General features: G+C 56.1%; 10 protein-coding genes and 1 tRNA gene. 3 read left to right on the top strand and 8 right to left on the bottom strand.

All coding sequences use genetic code 11. The features are described 5' to 3' along the window. Positions 1-79: 79 nt before the first annotated feature. The 4 genes from QV747_RS16240 to QV747_RS16225 all read right to left on the bottom strand — a co-directional run bounded on the left by QV747_RS16240 (position 80) and on the right by QV747_RS16225 (position 3471). A tRNA-Ser gene (locus QV747_RS16240) sits at positions 80-173 on the bottom strand. A gap of 187 nt (positions 174-360) precedes the next feature. Continuing rightward, a complete protein-coding gene (locus tag QV747_RS16235; RefSeq protein ID WP_028449611.1) occupies positions 361-1587 on the bottom strand; it encodes an aspartate kinase in 1227 nt (408 codons plus the stop codon). A gap of 109 nt (positions 1588-1696) precedes the next feature. Next, positions 1697-2767, bottom strand: coding sequence for an alanine racemase (gene alr / locus QV747_RS16230; RefSeq protein ID WP_273432222.1), 1071 nt, complete (start codon positions 2765-2767; stop codon positions 1697-1699). A gap of 101 nt (positions 2768-2868) precedes the next feature. Next, a complete protein-coding gene (locus QV747_RS16225; RefSeq protein WP_028449613.1) occupies positions 2869-3471 on the bottom strand; it encodes a DedA family protein in 603 nt (200 codons plus the stop codon). Positions 3472-3632: 161 nt separating this feature from the next. On the opposite strand from QV747_RS16225, the gene lplT reads away from it, so the two are divergent. From lplT to QV747_RS16210, 3 genes are read left to right on the top strand one after another with little or no spacing between them, the layout of a single operon-like run. Then, positions 3633-4925: a lysophospholipid transporter LplT gene (lplT, locus tag QV747_RS16220; RefSeq protein ID WP_273432224.1), complete on the top strand. Its 1293-nt coding sequence runs from the start codon at positions 3633-3635 to the stop codon at positions 4923-4925. A gap of 14 nt (positions 4926-4939) precedes the next feature. Next, entirely contained in the window at positions 4940-6100 is a 1161-nt protein-coding gene (locus QV747_RS16215) for an efflux RND transporter periplasmic adaptor subunit (RefSeq protein ID WP_273432226.1), read from the top strand. Next, complete coding sequence (locus QV747_RS16210; protein WP_273432228.1) at positions 6097-9198, top strand: efflux RND transporter permease subunit; 3102 nt, start codon at positions 6097-6099, stop codon at positions 9196-9198. Before QV747_RS16215 ends, QV747_RS16210 begins: the two co-directional genes overlap by 4 nt. A gap of 43 nt (positions 9199-9241) precedes the next feature. Here the strand turns inward: QV747_RS16210 and QV747_RS16205 are convergent, their stop codons facing one another. The 4 genes from QV747_RS16205 to QV747_RS16190 are packed head-to-tail and all read right to left on the bottom strand — an operon-like array spanning position 9242 to position 15989. Further along, on the bottom strand, positions 9242-10144 hold the full coding sequence (locus QV747_RS16205; RefSeq protein WP_273432231.1) for a diguanylate cyclase domain-containing protein: 903 nt from the start codon (positions 10142-10144) through the stop codon (positions 9242-9244). Further along, a complete protein-coding gene (locus tag QV747_RS16200; RefSeq protein WP_273432233.1) occupies positions 10134-13079 on the bottom strand; it encodes an ATP-binding protein in 2946 nt (981 codons plus the stop codon). Before QV747_RS16200 ends, QV747_RS16205 begins: the two co-directional genes overlap by 11 nt. Beyond that, positions 13066-14529 carry a hypothetical protein gene (locus QV747_RS16195; RefSeq protein ID WP_273432235.1) on the bottom strand — a complete coding sequence of 488 codons (1464 nt, stop codon included), beginning with the start codon at positions 14527-14529 and terminating at the stop codon, positions 13066-13068. Before QV747_RS16195 ends, QV747_RS16200 begins: the two co-directional genes overlap by 14 nt. Beyond that, entirely contained in the window at positions 14517-15989 is a 1473-nt protein-coding gene (locus tag QV747_RS16190) for a hypothetical protein (RefSeq protein WP_273432237.1), read from the bottom strand. The genes QV747_RS16195 and QV747_RS16190 overlap by 13 nt, the downstream gene beginning before the upstream one ends. Positions 15990-15996 lie beyond the last annotated feature (7 nt).

Here is a 15996-nt window from a genome sequence, read left to right as displayed (position 1 = left end):
ACGCCCGACCCTTTGGTTCGTAGCCAAATACTCTATCCAACTGAGCTACGGGCGCACACGACACAACAAAATTTTCCGTTGGCGGAGACGGAGGGATTCGAACCCTCGATACAGGTTTAAGCCCGTATGTCTCCTTAGCAGGGAGGTGATTTCAGCCACTCATCCACGTCTCCGTCAAGGGAGACGAGATAATACCCATACCCCCATGTGCCGTCAACACTTTTATTGAAATATTTCCGACTGGTTGCATAAGTACCTCACTGCAAACATAAAAAAACGCCGCTGCGAATTTGGTACTTACCAAACTCATACAGCGGCGCTGTTTTTGAGGCCAGCTTAAAAGCCTGCCCCGATCGCTAATTAGCCCTGCTGATCCAGACCAAAGGCCTTGTGCAGCACGCGAACAGCCAATTCCAGATACTTTTCATCCACAACCACAGAAATCTTGATTTCCGAGGTAGAGATCATCTGAATATTGATACCTTCTTCCGCCAGCGTGCGGAACATGGTGGAAGCCACGCCAACGTGCGAGCGCATGCCTACACCCACGATCGATACTTTACAAATCTTGTCGTCACCCGACACCGATTTGCCACCGATCTGGCTTTGCACGCCTTCCAGTACTTTAATCGCGCGATTGAGCTCGCCCTTAGGCACGGTAAAAGAGAAATCGGTGGTGCCATCTTGGCCAACGTTCTGGATAATCATATCCACATCGATGTTGGCATCAGCCACTGGGCCCAGAATCTGGTACGCAATACCAGGCTTGTCTGGCACGCCGATCACATTGATACGGGCTTCGTCGCGGTTAAAGGCAATGCCGGAAATGACCGGTTTTTCCATGTCTGTATCTTCCTCAAACGTAATCAGCGTACCTTCGCCCTCTTCTTGGAACGAAGACAATACGCGCAGCTTCACATTGTATTTACCGGCAAATTCAACCGAGCGAATTTGCAGAATCTTAGAACCCAAGCTTGCCATTTCCAGCATTTCTTCGAAGGTAATGGTCTTGAGCTTGCGCGCTTCCGGCACCACACGTGGGTCGGTGGTATATACGCCATCCACATCGGTATAAATCTGGCACTCGTCGGCTTTCAGTGCGGCCGCCAAGGCAACGCCTGAAGTATCCGAGCCACCACGGCCAAGCGTGGTGATATTGCCTTGAGCATCGACACCTTGGAAACCGGCCACCACCACCACACGGCCGGCATTCAGATCGGCACGCATATTGGCATCATCGATGTGCTGAATCCGGGCTTTGGTGTGCGCGCTATCGGTCAGAATTTTGACCTGGGCACCGGTGTATGACACCGCATCCAAGCCTTGCTCTTTCAGCGCCATCACCAACAGGCCGATCGTAACTTGCTCGCCTGTCGATACGATCACGTCCAGTTCACGTGGATCTGGATTCGTTTGAATTTCTTTTGCCAAAGCGATCAGACGATTGGTTTCGCCTGACATCGCAGACACTACCACCACCAGATCATGCCCCTGGGCTTTAAACTTGGCGACGCGGCGGGCTACATTTTTAATTCGGTCAGGAGACCCAACCGAAGTGCCGCCATATTTTTGGACGATCAATGCCATGATTAACCTGCAGGCTGGAGAAAATTAATAATAAAAACCGCAATATTGTAATTCAAAGTATGTCAATTGGGGGATTTCGGCGATTTGCGCCCGATTTGGCTCACACCGCTTATTCCACCCGCATTGGCACACGTGGCGCCACCGCACACATTAGCTCGTAGCCAATGGTGCCGGCACTGGCAGCCACCTCGTCGATAGACAAAGTCTGCCCCCAAAGTTCAACCTCGCTGCCAATCCCCGCCGCATCGATTGCGGTGAGATCGACACACAACATATCCATCGAGACCCGACCCAGCAAACGGCTACACTGCCCAGCCACCAAAACCGGTGTGCCGGTCGGCGCATGGCGCGGGTAGCCATCAGCATAGCCGCAAGCCACGGTGCCAATTCGCATCGGCCGATCAGCGGTGAAAGTAGCACCATAGCCAACGCTATCGCCTGCTTGCAGTTGCTGGGTACTAATAATCTTGGCCCGCAGCGTCATCGCCGCGACTAAACCCAGGCTCGTGGCAGACTGATCAGCCAGCGGCGAGCTGCCATACAGGGCAATACCAGGCCGCACCCAATCACCATGCACCTGTGGATAGGCAAAAGTCGCCGCAGAATTCGCCAGGCTCACCGGCAAGCCCAGCCCCGCAGTGCCTTGCTGGAAGCGTGCCCACTGGGCCGTTACCCCCACGGCTGGATCATCAGCTGTGGCAAAGTGAGTCATCAAGGTAATGCCGGCCACATTTGGCAACTGCTGCAACTGAGCTACGACGGCGCTCGCCTGCTCGGCCGCAAAGCCGAGCCGGTTCATGCCGGTATTGAGTTTCACAAACACCTGCACCGGCCGCACCAGCGTGGTTTGGGTGAGCCACTCTAGATGCTGCGGCTCATGAATGGCCAACCACAAATCATGCTCGGCACACAGTTGCAATTCTGCCGGGCTAAAAGCCCCTTCCAGCAGCAAAATCGGCTGGGTAACGCCCATGGCCCGCAACCGCAGGGCCGCCGGCATTTCCAGTAAGGCAAAGCCATCCGCCGCGGGCAACGCGGCCACCACCTGCTCAATCCCATGCCCGTAGGCATTGGCTTTGATCACGGCCAAGGCGCACGCGCCGACGGCACGCTGCTTGATCACCTGATAATTATGGTGAAGGGCGGAGCGATGAATGACAACTTCAATAGGGCGAGTCATTGGCTAATCCATGTTGCGCCCAGAGGCGGCGCACAGCACGATTAATATTAAATAGAAAACGAGGAACGACGAATCAGCCCACCAGCCATGCGGCCATGGACTTATTTTTTCTTGCGGTTGCGCCAATACCAGACGCCCACCACCACGGCTACCACAGCCACCAGCAGCAAAATCGCCACCTGACCACGGCCCAGCCATGTCATCAGCCATTCGTGATTTTTGGCGCCGTAATAGCCCAAATACACCCAGATGGGCACGCTAATGAGCGCAGCCAATCCATCCAGCAATAAAAACCGTAGATACGAGACTTTGCACGACATACCCGCCGTCATAAAAATCGGGGCGCGCAGGCCAGGTAGAAAGCGGGCCACAAATAGCACGCGATTGCCGTAACGCTCGAATTTATCCTGCACCGCAGCAAAGCGCTCTGGCGTCATCATCCGCTTGAAAAAGCGGTGTTCGAGCAAGCTAGGGCCGGCGTAGCGGCCCAATAGAAACATCAGACTATCGCCGATCAGCACGCCCGCCATCCCAACGGCAAACATGGTATGCACATGGGCATAACCCAGACCGGAAATCACCCCGCCAGCGACCAAAGACACGTCTTCCGGAATCGGCACGCCAAAGCCGCAAATCAGCAAGACGGTAAACACGGCCAGATAACCATACTCAGTAAAGATGGTAATAAGCGCGTCAAGTATCATTCAGCAGCCACATCGGGGAAAGCTAATAGCGCATCATAACACGCCGCTTAGCGCCGATAATTGGTGTTTTTATCGACGCAAGCTGATCCCACGCAGCTTTTTTGTCATCCAATCGTGATATAAACGCCACAATTCCCGCGCCAGAGCGCTGAGCACACACCATGAATCGTGGTTTCTTCACCATTTTGGGGGCGCAATTTTTTTCTGCGCTGGCCGACAATGCTTTGTTTTTCGCCGCCCTGGCCTTATTAAAAGAGCAACAAGCGCCCGAGTGGCACCTCTCGATGTTGCTGTGGGCATTTACCGTGTCGTATGTCGTGATCGCGCCGTATGCAGGGGCATTTGCCGATTCAATGCACAAAGGCCGGGCCATGCTGATCTGCAATGGCATCAAGCTTGTCGGCTGTGCCAGCATGCTACTGGGCATGCCGGCGATCTTTGCCTATGCCATCGTCGGCTTTGGCGCCGCCGCTTACTCCCCAGCCAAATACGGCATCATTACCGAATATCTACCCCATGAAAAATTAGTCGAAGCCAATGGCTGGCTAGAAGGCGCCACCGTGGGGGCGATTATTCTTGGCACCATCATTGGCGGGTATTTATCTGGAGCACAGATATCCAATTGGCTACATAGCCATACCCTTGGGCAGTATCTGAGTCCAGCCCAATTTGCCATCGCCGGCACCATCGCGCTGTATTTGCTTGCGGCCTATATCAATCTGTCGATTCCTAAACTGCAGGTACGGCTAAAGCCCTTTCATCTCGATCCTGTCCATCAAGCACGCGAATTTGCCTGGTGCGTAAAGCGGCTGTGGCGTGATCCGCAAGGCCAGCTCTCGCTTGGGGTGACCACGCTATTCTGGGGCGCGGGCGCCACCATGCGGTTGGTGGTGCTGAACTGGGCGGTGATCTGGCTGTCACTTACCATGGAACAAGCCAGTCAGCTGATTGCGCTGGTAGCGGTCGGGATTGCTGCCGGGGCCTTTCTGGCCGGGCGGCTGGTGAAACTGGAGCGCGCGTTTACCGTACTGTGGGCCGGCGTGGCGATGGGCGCGCTGGTCATCATCATGTTGCTCGTCAACCAGATCTGGCTGGCTGCGTTATTAATGCTCATTATCGGCGCGCTGTCCGGCTTTTTTGTGGTGCCGTTGAATGCCATGCTGCAACACCGCGGCCATCAGCTGATGGGCGCGGGTCACTCGATTGCGGTGCAAAATTTCAACGAAAACCTCGGCATTTTGCTGATGGTGGGGCTGCATGCCTGGTTGGTGAAAAACTGGAGTAGCCCAGTGCCCAGCGATGCCAGTGCCCTGCTCCTCAAGCAATTTGGTCACAGTGGCATGCCGCCGATGTATTTGATCATCATCGGGTTTGGCCTCTTGGTCATGCTGACGATGAGTTTGATCATTGCCCGCTACCGTGCAGGCCTAGCCCGCGGTGTACTTCATGATTAAACAAGAGTCACTCTATGACCTACAATTTGCGCCCACTGGCTCTCGTTCCACTCACGCTCGTCGCCGCACTGGCAGGTTGCCAGAAAGCCCCCGATGCGGCTGCGAATAAAAAAGGCGATCGCCCCACGCTGATCACCAGCGTGGTCGTAAAAGAAGGCGAGCTGCCTAATCAGCTCAGCGCCACTGGCCATGTCGAAGCGATTCGCAGCGTTGAGATTCGCCCGCAGCTCACCGCGCAGATTGCCGGTATCCATTTTAGCGAAGGCGCCAACGTCAAAGCCGGCCAACTGCTGTTTACACTGGATGCGCGCGATGACGAAGCCAACGCCAGCAAAAGCCGTGCGCAAACCGAACAAACCGCCGCGCAGCTGCGCGAAGCCGAACGCAGCCTGCAACGCTCGCAAGAGCTAGCGCGCGCTAAATTTATTTCACCTTCGGCCGTCGATACCGCGCAGGCCAAGGTGGATACGCTGCGTGCCCAGCTCAACGCTGCCCGTGCCGATCAACAAACCAGTGCGGTCAAACTCTCTTACACCCGTATTAGCGCACCATTTGCTGGGCGTACCGGCAAAATCAATGTGCATCAGGGCAGCCTGGCGCAAACCAATGGCAGCGAGCCACTGGTCACGCTCACCCAGCTGGACCCGGTGCAGGTGACATTTCAGCTGCCCGAACGCGAGCTACCCGCCCTGCTTACCGCCAAGCAACAAGGCCCGGTCATGGTGAACACCACCCTACCGGACGGGCAGCAGCGCGCCGGCAAAGTCACTTTCATGGATAGCCAGATCGATAAAACCAGCGGCACCTTGCTGGTGAAGGCCGAATTTGCGAACCCGGATCAATTGCTCTGGCCAGGCCTAAGCACGACCGTAAACCTCGACCTGGGTCGCCAGCGTGGCCTCGTATTGCCGTTGCAAGCCGTGCAAACCGGGCCAGAACAGCGCTTTGTGTACCAAATCAATGCCCAGCAGCAAGTTGAGGCTAAACCAGTGCAGATCGTGCGCAGCGCCGATGGCATGGCGCTGATTTCCGGCATTAAAGCCGGCAGCAAGGTGGTGCTGGAGGGCGGGCAAAACCTGCGCCCCGGCGCCAAAGTACAAGAAAGCAAAGCCGGCGATAAAAAAGCTGGCCGCGCCAAGGCTAGCCACGCGGCAAGCCAAGGGGCGGCAGCATGAGTGGCGCTGAAGTACGCGGAATTTCCTGCTGGGCCATTCATCGCCCGGTAGCCACCTTGCTGCTGTGGCTGGCCGTCATGGTGGCCGGGGCGGTAGCTTGGTTTCATTTGCCGATTTCGGCACTGCCCAGCTACGACACCCCAACAATTCAAGTCTCAGCCAATCTCACTGGCGCTTCGCCCGAAACCATGGCCAATTCGGTGGCTACCCCGCTGGAAAAGCAGTTTTCCACGATTCCGGGCCTGGCCACCATGAGCTCCACCAGCCGGCTGGGACAAACCACCATCACGCTGGAATTTGCCCCTAGCCGCGATATCGAATCTGCCGCCGTGGATGTCCAAGCCGCGCTCTATCGTGCCAATCGGGCTCTGCCGAGCGATATGAAAAGCCCGCCGAGCTACCGCAAGGTAAATCCTTCCGATGCGCCGATTCTGATGCTGGCGATCAGCTCACCCTCAATGTCGCTGGCGCAGCTCAATGATTATTCAGACAATCTAGTCGCCCCTGCCTTATCCACCATTGATGGCGTAGCGCAGGTGCAGATTTATGGGCAAAAGAAATACGCGGTGCGGATTGCCGTTGACCCAGAAAAACTCACCGCCCGAGATTTATCGCTGCCCGAAGTCGCCAGCGCACTCAAAACCGCCAATGCCAACTCACCAGTCGGCCAGCTGGAGGGCGAGCGGCAAACACTAATGCTGCAAGCCAATGAGCAGCTGAAAAACGCCGCCGAATTTGCCGAGGTGGTGATTGCCAGCCGCAATGGCAATCCGGTGCGGCTCAAAGATGTGGCCACCGTAGAAGACAGCGTGGAAAACGTTAAATCCGGCAGCTGGATCAATGGCGAGCGCTCGATCATTCTGGCCGTACAGCGCCAACCCGGCGCCAATACCGTCGCTACCGTCGATGCGATCAAAGCCATGCTGCCCAAGCTCACGGCGCAGATGCCCGATTCGGTGCAAGTGCGGCAAATCAACGATCGCTCGACCTCGATTCGCGAATCGATTCACGATGTAAACCTCACCCTGCTCCTGACTCTGGGGCTGGTGGTGTTGTCGGTATTGCTGTTCCTGCGCCGTGCCGCGGCCACCCTGATCCCTTCGGTCTCGCTGCCGATTTCGCTGCTGGCCACCTTTGCGCTGATGTATTGGCTGGGCTTTAGCCTCGACAATATCTCACTGATGGGGCTAACCGTGGCATTGGGCTTGGTGGTGGATGATGCGATTGTGGTGCTGGAAAACATCGTGCGCCATATCGAAGAAGGCATGCGCCCGTGGGATGCCGCCATTCAGGGCGCTGGCGAAGTGGGTTTTACCGTGGTCTCGATTTCACTGTCGCTGATCGCAGTCTTTATCCCGATTTTCTTTATGCCCGGTACCATGGGTTTGCTGTTTCACGAGTTTGCCATCGTAGTTTCGCTGGCCATTGTAGTGTCAATGGCCGTATCACTGACACTCATCCCCTTATTCGCCGCGCGTTTTTTGCGCCCGGAAACCGCAGCCGATCACCAGCCTGCGCCGGCGTGGAGCCGCTGGTTTGAAGCCGGCTTTAACACGCTACTGGCTGGCTACCGTCGCCTACTCGATCAGGCGCTGCGCCACAAAGCCTGGATGCTACTACTGACACTTGCCACCTTCGCCACGACCGCCTGGCTATATCTGGCGATACCCAAAGGGCTATTTCCGCAGGAAGACATTGGCCAAATTCAGGCCAGTATTGATATGGCACCCGATATTGCCTACCCCGCACAACTGAAACTGCAGCAGCAGGTAGCAAAAGCGGTACAGAACAATCCAAACGTCGATTATGTGGCTTCCAGCGTGGGTAGCTCGGGCGGTGGCGGGCGGCTGTTTATTACGCTTAAACCGCGCAAAGACCGTGCGGATATGCAAAAAACGCTGGAAAGCCTACGTAAATCCACCGGCAAAATTGTTGGCGTGCGGGTGTTCTTCCGTCCGACGCAAAACTTGAATGTCGGCGCTCGCAGCAGTAAAAGCGGTTATCAATATACCTTGCAAGCCGTGAATGCCAGCGATTTGGAGCAATGGGCCGGCAAGCTGCAAGCGGCGCTGATGGCGCGTGAGCAATTTCGCGATGTCACTTCGGACGCCGAGCAAAAGACCCTGCAAGCACGCATTCAGGTGCAACGCGATCGGGCCGCGGAGCTCGGCATTGATATGCAAAGCCTGCGCGACACCCTCTACGCCGCCTATGGTGAGCGTGAAGTAGCCACCATCTACGCACCACAAGATAGCTATTCGGTGTTAATGCAGCTGAGTGATGCTTATCGCGCTGATGAACAAAAGCTAAGCCTGCTGCATGTGCGCAGCAAAACCGGCGCCCTTATTCCACTCAGCAGCTTTGCCACGGTGGAGCGCACGGCGGTGACGACCAGTATTAATCACCAAGGCCAGCTACCTGCCGTCACGCTGTCATTTAATCTGGCGCCGGGCGTGGTGCTCTCCGATGCTGCGCAAGCCATTGCGGCGGCCGAGCGGGAGATCGGCCTGCCCGAAGCCGTGTTTGGCGGTTTTGCTGGGGATGCGGCGCTGTATCAGCAATCGCAAACCAGCCAGCTGTGGCTGATTTTGGCGGCGGTCGCCGTGATTTATGTGGTGCTGGGGGTGTTGTACGAAAGCTGGATCCATCCGCTGACCATTCTGGCGGGGATTCCCTCGGCAGCGATTGGCGCACTGCTGGCCCTGCAGCTCACCGGGCTGGAGCTGACCTTTATCGCCATGATCGGGATCTTGCTGCTGGTGGGCATCGTGAAGAAAAACGCCATTATGATGATCGATTTTGCGCTGGAAGCGCAGCGCAAACAGCAGCTGAGCCCCAGCGAAGCCATCCGCGAAGCCTGTGCCAAACGCTTCCGTCCGATCATGATGACCACACTGGCCGCGATTATGGGGGCAATGCCGCTGGCGCTGGGGCTGGGTGCGGGCGCCGAATTGCGCCAGCCACTGGGGGTGGCCATTGTGGGCGGCCTGCTGTTCTCGCAGCTGATTACCCTGTTTATCACCCCGGTGCTGTACATTGCGCTAGCCAGACTGGAAGCCAAACTGCACCCCAAGAATGAAGACGGGGCGCCCGCCTAAAGGGGTATAGCCAGCTAGGCCATATGAAATATAGCGTTTCTGGCTATACCTTAATCATCACCTGATTACGGCCGGCGGCTTTGGCCTCGTACAGCGCCTCATCGGCCAGCTGCAACACGCTTTCCAGCGAATGCAGACTCGGGCGATAGGCGCTCACGCCAGCGCTAATGGTCACAATCTTGGCGGGCAAGGCCTTGGGATGCGGGATGGCCAGCTCGGCCACGCTGCGGCAAATGCGCTCGGCAATACCACGCGCTTCGTCGAGCGAAGCGCCGGCCAGCAAACAGCAGAATTCTTCCCCGCCGTAGCGGGCCACCACATCATCGGGATTGCGCAGCGCTGATTTGAGCACGCCGGCCACACGTTGCAGGCAAAAATCCCCCGCCAGATGGCCTTGCTGGTCGTTGTAGCGTTTGAAGTAATCCACATCGAGCAAAATCACCGCAAACTGTTGCTGCGGGTTATCCAGCGCTTTGGCAAAAGCCAGGCTGAGCCGTTCAAATAAATAGCGCCGGTTCGCCAGACTAGTAAGGCTATCGGTTTGTGCCAACACTCGCAGCTGATCTTTTGCTTGCTTAAGCGCCAGATGATTGCGCACCCGTGCCCGCACAATCGCCGGATTAAACGGCTTCACAATATAATCCACCGCCCCCGCATCCAGCCCGCGGGTTTCTTCTTCGGGGGTGGCCAATGCAGTAATAAAGATCACCGGCGTTTCGCGGGTGGGTGGATATTGCTGCAACTGACGGCAGACTTCGTAGCCATCCATATCCGGCATCATAATGTCGAGCAAGATCAGATCCGGCGCGTGCTCGCGCACATGCGCCAAGGCCTCAGCGCCACTGAGAGCAAAGTGCACATCGTATTCGGCGGTGAGCAATTCGCCCAACGCTTCGATATTGGCCATCTGGTCATCCACGACCAGCACATAAGGATCAGTTTTCATCCATTTTCTCAGGTAGCTGCCGGCGTAATTGCCGTAATGCAGCCGGGTAATCCAGTTGCTCCAGGCTTTGTTTCAGTTGCCCCACGCCATAATCCGGCGCTTGCTCCCCCAGCACCAGCTGTAAAGCCTGCAGCTTTTGCCTCGCGCGCAGGCTTTTGCTCGCCAGCGCCTGCGCGAGCTCCAAGCCTGCCGCACGGGCCTGAGTGGGTAAGGCAGGCCAATCGTCCCGCTGGGTCGTCTCATCACTCACGGGCTCACCCAGCAAAGGTAACAGCCGCGCTTTGCTTTGCGCCCATACTTGCTGCAAGCCCGTGAGCACCGGCCATTGCGCCACTTGGCCACGCTGAAATTGCCCCAACGCCTGCTCCAGCGTGCCCGCCGCCTGATAAATCGCCATGACACCCAACGTGCCCGCCACCCCGCGCAGCGCATGCACCGGCCCGATCAGGCCAGCGGCATCTTTGCGGGATTGATAATCGGGCAAGGTATCAATCAGCGCTTGATGCTCGCTAAACAATTGCTGCAACCAGCGGCGCAAGCGTTCGTGATTGCCATTCAGGCGATTGAGCGCCTCATCCACCGCCACACCAGCCCGACTCAACTCGCGCAGCCAATCCGCATCGGCCGTACCAGTCGCCACAGATGGCGTAGGGGCTTTTTCCAGCATAGGCAGCAATTCCACCCCGCGCTGCTGCTGATAGGCCACGGCCTGTAACAACACCGCGTGCAATTTGAGCGGATCAATCGGCTTAAGCAGGTAATCATTCATCCCGGCGGCAAAACCGGCTTGCTGCTCTTCTGCCGCGGCATTGGCCGTCAGCGCCACAACATAGCTTTGCGGATCAAGTATCGCCCGGCTTTGATACTGCCCTCGCCGGATGATGCGCGTGGCTTCCAGCCCATCCATCACCGGCATACGGCCATCCATCAATACCAGATCAAAGCGCTGCCGGGTTAGCAGCTCCACCGCTTCCTGCCCATTATTCACCACCTGCATGCGCTGCCCCATTTCTTCCAGGAGCCCACCCACAATCAATTGATTGGTCGCAATGTCTTCGGCATACAAAATGCGCAACTGGTATGGCAATGGACTTAATTGCACTGGTTCACGCACCGTGGCCTGCAAATCGACCGGCTCTAGCGGTAGCTCCACCCGAAAACACGTGCCTTCGCCCAACTGGCTGGTCACGCCAATCGAGCCATCCATCAAACCGACCAGCGCCTGGCAGATGGATAAACCAAGACCCGTGCCACCATATTTGCGGGTGGTAGAAGTATCGGCTTGCTCGAATTTATTAAACAAGCGCCCCAGACTTTGCTCATCCAGGCCAATACCCGTATCCGCAATCGAGAATTTAATCTGCTCACCATCCCGATAGGCCCCAATGGTGACGCTGCCCTGCTCAGTAAATTTGATCGCGTTGCCCACCAGATTAAACAAAATCTGCCGCAGCCGGGTCGGATCGCCTAAGCAGCCTTGCTTAGGCAAATGCGCCAAATCCACGACAAAACGCACGCCTTTTTCCGCCGCTTTTGGCGCAAATAGCGCCGCCACCTGATTGATCAACTGGTGTAAATCAAAAGGAATGGTCTCGAGCGTAATTTTGCCAGCTTCGATTTTCGAAATATCGAGAATATCGTTAATGATGGTGAGCAGCGTTTCGGCGTTTTCGAGGCCAATACTGAGCTGTTCGCGTGTCGTATCGCTCAGCTCTTTTTGCCCTCGTGCGAGGCGTAACATGCCAATCACCCCCGACAACGGAGTGCGTATTTCATGGCTAACCAAGGCCAGAAAATCACTCTTGGCTTTGTTAACGGCCAGCAAGGCATTTTTTTCTGCCAAAAACTCCGCCTGGCGCTGGATTTTTTCGTTTTCCAGCATTTCGCGCTGCTGCTCGGCGCGCATCAGCTTCAGGCGAATCTCCGAGCGGTTAATCCGCCGCAGCACCGCACTTTGTAATTGGGTGGTATTGCGCTCGATGGCCAATTGCACCGATAGCTCACAGTGTCGCTCATAAGCAGTCAGCGCTTCGGCATGCCGCCCTAGCGCCTCCAGCACCAGCGATTTTACCCGGCAGACGCGCAGTTCATGGTGAATCGAGGCATTTTGGAGCGCAAATTCGTGGGCTTGCTGGGCAAATTGCAAAGCTCGTTCAGCCTGCCCTTGCGCCAGATAAACCTCGGCCAAACCGGCGTTAGCCATCGCCAATGGCCAGCCATGATGATGACTTTCTGCCAGCCGAATACTCTCGTTGAAAAACTTCAATGCCGAGGGTATATCCCGCAAACCCAAGCAGGAATAACCGCTGTGCATCAATACCTCACTTACCTGCCCTGCATCAGCCTGGCGGCGGTAGAAATTGCGCGCCTCGGTAAGATGGGTGAGCGCCTCGGCATGGCGCCCCAGCTCGTTGTAATCGCTACCGAGCCACAGATTGAGCATCATGAGTAGCACGGGGTCATCCAGCTCGCGGGCAAACTCGAGCGCCAGCAAATGATGGCGCAGCGATTCTTCAAACAAGCCAAAGTACAAATACACCCCGCCTATCCCAGTGTAGGCCTTGATGTAATGCACTATCGACTGCTGCCCCAGTGCCAGCTCCAGGCATTTGCTCCAGTATTCCAGCGCCAGATTGAGCTCGCCAATTGCATAACAGGCTTTCCCCAGACATTCATACAGATCAAGCAATAGCGGGTCTTGTTTGTAATGACGCACCAGCTGGCGCTCAACCGCCAGCAGACGTTGCTTGGCAGCGGCAAATTCACCGACTTTCTCTAGCGCTTCGCCTTGCAAATACTGGGCTTGCAACTGCTGATAAAGATCAGCACCTGCCAAGGCTTCCAGCTCGTTAGCCAAACTCAGCGCCTGATCGTAATTACGCAGCCGGAATTGCGCCTGACGCTGCATTACTCGCGAAAATTCATCCTGCGTCATGCCATCCCCGATCAATCACCATATTGAGCTGGGCAATGACATCATCATCCACCAGCAAAATGCGCGAGCGCGCCTGAATAGGCTGCTCGCTCAATCGTCCACCGGCCAGGGCCTCAATCGCCTTCACGAGGCAATGGGCAAACTCAAACAGGCTTTTATCGCTGTGCCCCGGATAAATCAGAAACCGTCCATCAGCGATCTTGACCCAGGCGTCTTTGCCTGAGCAGTATTCACGAATGGTCAGCATGGTGCGCTGAATGACGGTTTTTTTGTTTTGCGGGCGCACCACTAATTCGATCAGCCGGTCGACGCCGCGCCCAGCCTCGCAGCGGGCCCGAAAATCCGTCAGCTGCCGGATCCCCGCCCGAACATTCGGCAACTCCACCAGGCCTTCAATCTTGCGAAAAATCCGCCGCAAGGCCTGATAGCGACGGCGCAAATCGCCCACCAAATGCGGCGAGCTGGCCGCCTCGTAATCTTCACTGAGCGCCGCCAGCTTAAGACCCTGCTGGGTTTTCAGCACCACCAGTGCATCAGGATATCGCCCCAGACTCTTTAGCACTTTGTATTTGAGCTCATACCACTGCACTAAAAACTGCCGCTCGGGGTAAAGATCAAAATACGCAAATGCACTGTCGATAATTTCGTTGGCCTCGGCTATTCGCTCTTGCTCTAACAAAAAGCGCGCGAAGTACAACGCCACAAAGATATACACCCAGCCGAGCTTGAAGGCTCGGGCCATGGTCAGCGAGGTATCAAAACAAGCTTCTGCCCCAGCCAGATTACCAGTGCGCCACAGGCAATAGCCTTTGTTGCCACAGAGCTGAGCGATCCAGGTAACGTCGCCATGCAAGATCACATCATGCTCGGCGCGCAACAGCACCGCTAGTGCCTCGGCATAACGCTGCTCGATCATCAAGGACTCGGCAACATAAATCCCGCTTTTGGCTAAGAGCTTTTTACTGTCGATTGATTCAGCCACCGAGAAGCTGGCCATCAAGACTTCGCCGCTCTCCGTCTGCAAACCGGCAGTACGGTACAGCACCCCCAGATTCAGGCAACATTCGATCACCACATCAAGGTTGGATTGCTCCAGAGCCAGCTGAATCGCATCCCCCCAAGCTTTCAGCGCTCTGCTATAGCGTTGTTGCTGCAGCTCAACGACCCCAAGCCACAGTAAACCGAGCGGATAATGCTCAAATTGTTGATGTCGGCGACAATGCGCGAGACCCCGTTTGAGTTTTTCACGGGCGCAGGGCAAATCCCCTACGATCAGAAAGGTGCGGCCATACAGCAGATAGGCATAGCCCAGCATCGGGTGTCGCCGCGTCAGACACAGTTCGAGCAAACGCCGGCAATCGCGATGTTGCGCCGCATTGGATTGCCAGTAGCCCAGCTCCACCGCACTGATCAATTCGGCAATATCATGTTGGGCGCTCAGGCTTTCCATGTATTCCCTCGCATATTGAGTAACTGAGCGACTTCTAGCGGCGAAACCTGCCGGCTGGCCACCAGCGGCGCCGGTATTTCATGCCAATCCCAAGGAAAATGCTGCACGTGCTGCACTAGCTGCTGCTGCAATACGTTATTGCGCTGCAGCCCATCGTGAAAATAAATCAGATACTGACCCAGCCCATGGCGCACCCAGACATCCCCGCTGACGCAAAACTCGCGCAAAATGGCGGTGACCTTATCCTCGACCACCCGTCGAGTGGCCAATGGCGCTTCGATACTCACCACCACAATCGCATGCTCTGCCGGCAGCGTGGCGCATTTATCGCGAAACAGCCGACCACGGCTGATATTGCTGCGTGAGACCACCAGCCCCAGCAAGCTTTCAAAATCACGCCGGGTGCGGTTGACCGTGGCCATTACCCGCTGCAAACGCCCCAACCGTGCCAGCTTGCGCCGGCTACGCGGATTTTGCTCACCTTCTACTTGCGCGATGCGGATTTGCTCTAATTCCCGCAGGGCCTGCAAAGCCTGGGCATGCAGCCCTTGTTGCTTAAAAATCTCGATACGGCAGCTTAGGTAGCGCTGTTGCAGGTCCATATCATTAAATTGCCATGCCCCCTCCTGAGCGCTATCCAGCAAGGACATCGCCGCCACCCGATCACCGCGCTCAGCCAGAAAAGTGGCGTAATGAATGGCAATCAGCGAACGCGCCCAGCTTAGCTGGTGATGCAAGGCCAGCGCCAACATCGAATCAAAATACAACTCCGCCTCATGTGCTTTATTGAGCCGCCGGTAGCAGTTGGCCATGATATTGCCAGCCTCCACCACCCAAGTCATATCCCCGCAATCAAGGATGCTGGCTTCGCTTTGATACAGCACATCCAGCGCTTCCTGATACTGGCCATCATTAAAGTAGCGGCCCGCCAAATGAATCGCGCTCTTGCCAATTGATTTAGGGTCATTAATCGAACCCGCCAAATAAAAGCCTAAGCGCAATAGCGCCAGTAAATCGTGCTCCAGACCATAAATGCGGTAAATACTGGCGATATGCATATAGCAATCAATGGCGATATGAATCTGCATCGCCTCTACCGCCAGCTCGGTCGCCTGTGCCAGATCTTCCGCCGCACTCAGGTAACGCTTTAGCTGAAACAAAATAATACCGCGCATTTGCAGCAGCTCGGCTCTGGGTTGCGCCGCGGTTTGTTCATCCAGCTGGCGAATCGCATGATTAATCAGTCGCAAGGCAAGGCGAAACTGCCCTGCGGCCAATAGACAGCGGCAGTGCAAAACCTCGAGCTGGGTACGCAGGAGCTGCGGCAAGTGACCATGGCAAAGCACCTGTAATTGGCTACTCTCTGCCAATGCTGCCGCTACATCGTGAAGGACTAATTGATTGATGTGCGTGATCTTTTCGGCAATTTTGGCTACGTCAGTGGGTAAAGCCTCAGGCACAATGCAC

Origin of the sequence: uncultured Chitinibacter sp. (genome assembly GCF_945957625.1) — a bacterium.
Taxonomy (GTDB): domain Bacteria; phylum Pseudomonadota; class Gammaproteobacteria; order Burkholderiales; family Chitinibacteraceae; genus Chitinibacter; species Chitinibacter tainanensis.
Note: the sequence above shows the minus strand (reverse complement) of the source record. Positions and strands in the feature narration are given on the sequence as shown.

Bases quoted from the DNA above. Each gene is read 5' to 3' on its own strand.
- QV747_RS16235 (WP_028449611.1), bottom strand. From the start codon at position 1,587: ATGGCATTGATCGTCCAAAAATATGGCGGCACTTCGGTTGGGTCTCCT.
- alr (WP_273432222.1), bottom strand. From the start codon at position 2,767: ATGACTCGCCCTATTGAAGTTGTCATTCATCGCTCCGCCCTTCACCAT.
- QV747_RS16225 (WP_028449613.1), bottom strand. From the start codon at position 3,471: ATGATACTTGACGCGCTTATTACCATCTTTACTGAGTATGGTTATCTG.
- lplT (WP_273432224.1), top strand. From the start codon at position 3,633: ATGAATCGTGGTTTCTTCACCATTTTGGGGGCGCAATTTTTTTCTGCG.
- QV747_RS16215 (WP_273432226.1), top strand. From the start codon at position 4,940: ATGACCTACAATTTGCGCCCACTGGCTCTCGTTCCACTCACGCTCGTC.
- QV747_RS16210 (WP_273432228.1), top strand. From the start codon at position 6,097: ATGAGTGGCGCTGAAGTACGCGGAATTTCCTGCTGGGCCATTCATCGC.
- QV747_RS16205 (WP_273432231.1), bottom strand. From the start codon at position 10,144: ATGAAAACTGATCCTTATGTGCTGGTCGTGGATGACCAGATGGCCAAT.
- QV747_RS16200 (WP_273432233.1), bottom strand. From the start codon at position 13,079: ATGACGCAGGATGAATTTTCGCGAGTAATGCAGCGTCAGGCGCAATTC.
- QV747_RS16195 (WP_273432235.1), bottom strand. From the start codon at position 14,529: ATGGAAAGCCTGAGCGCCCAACATGATATTGCCGAATTGATCAGTGCG.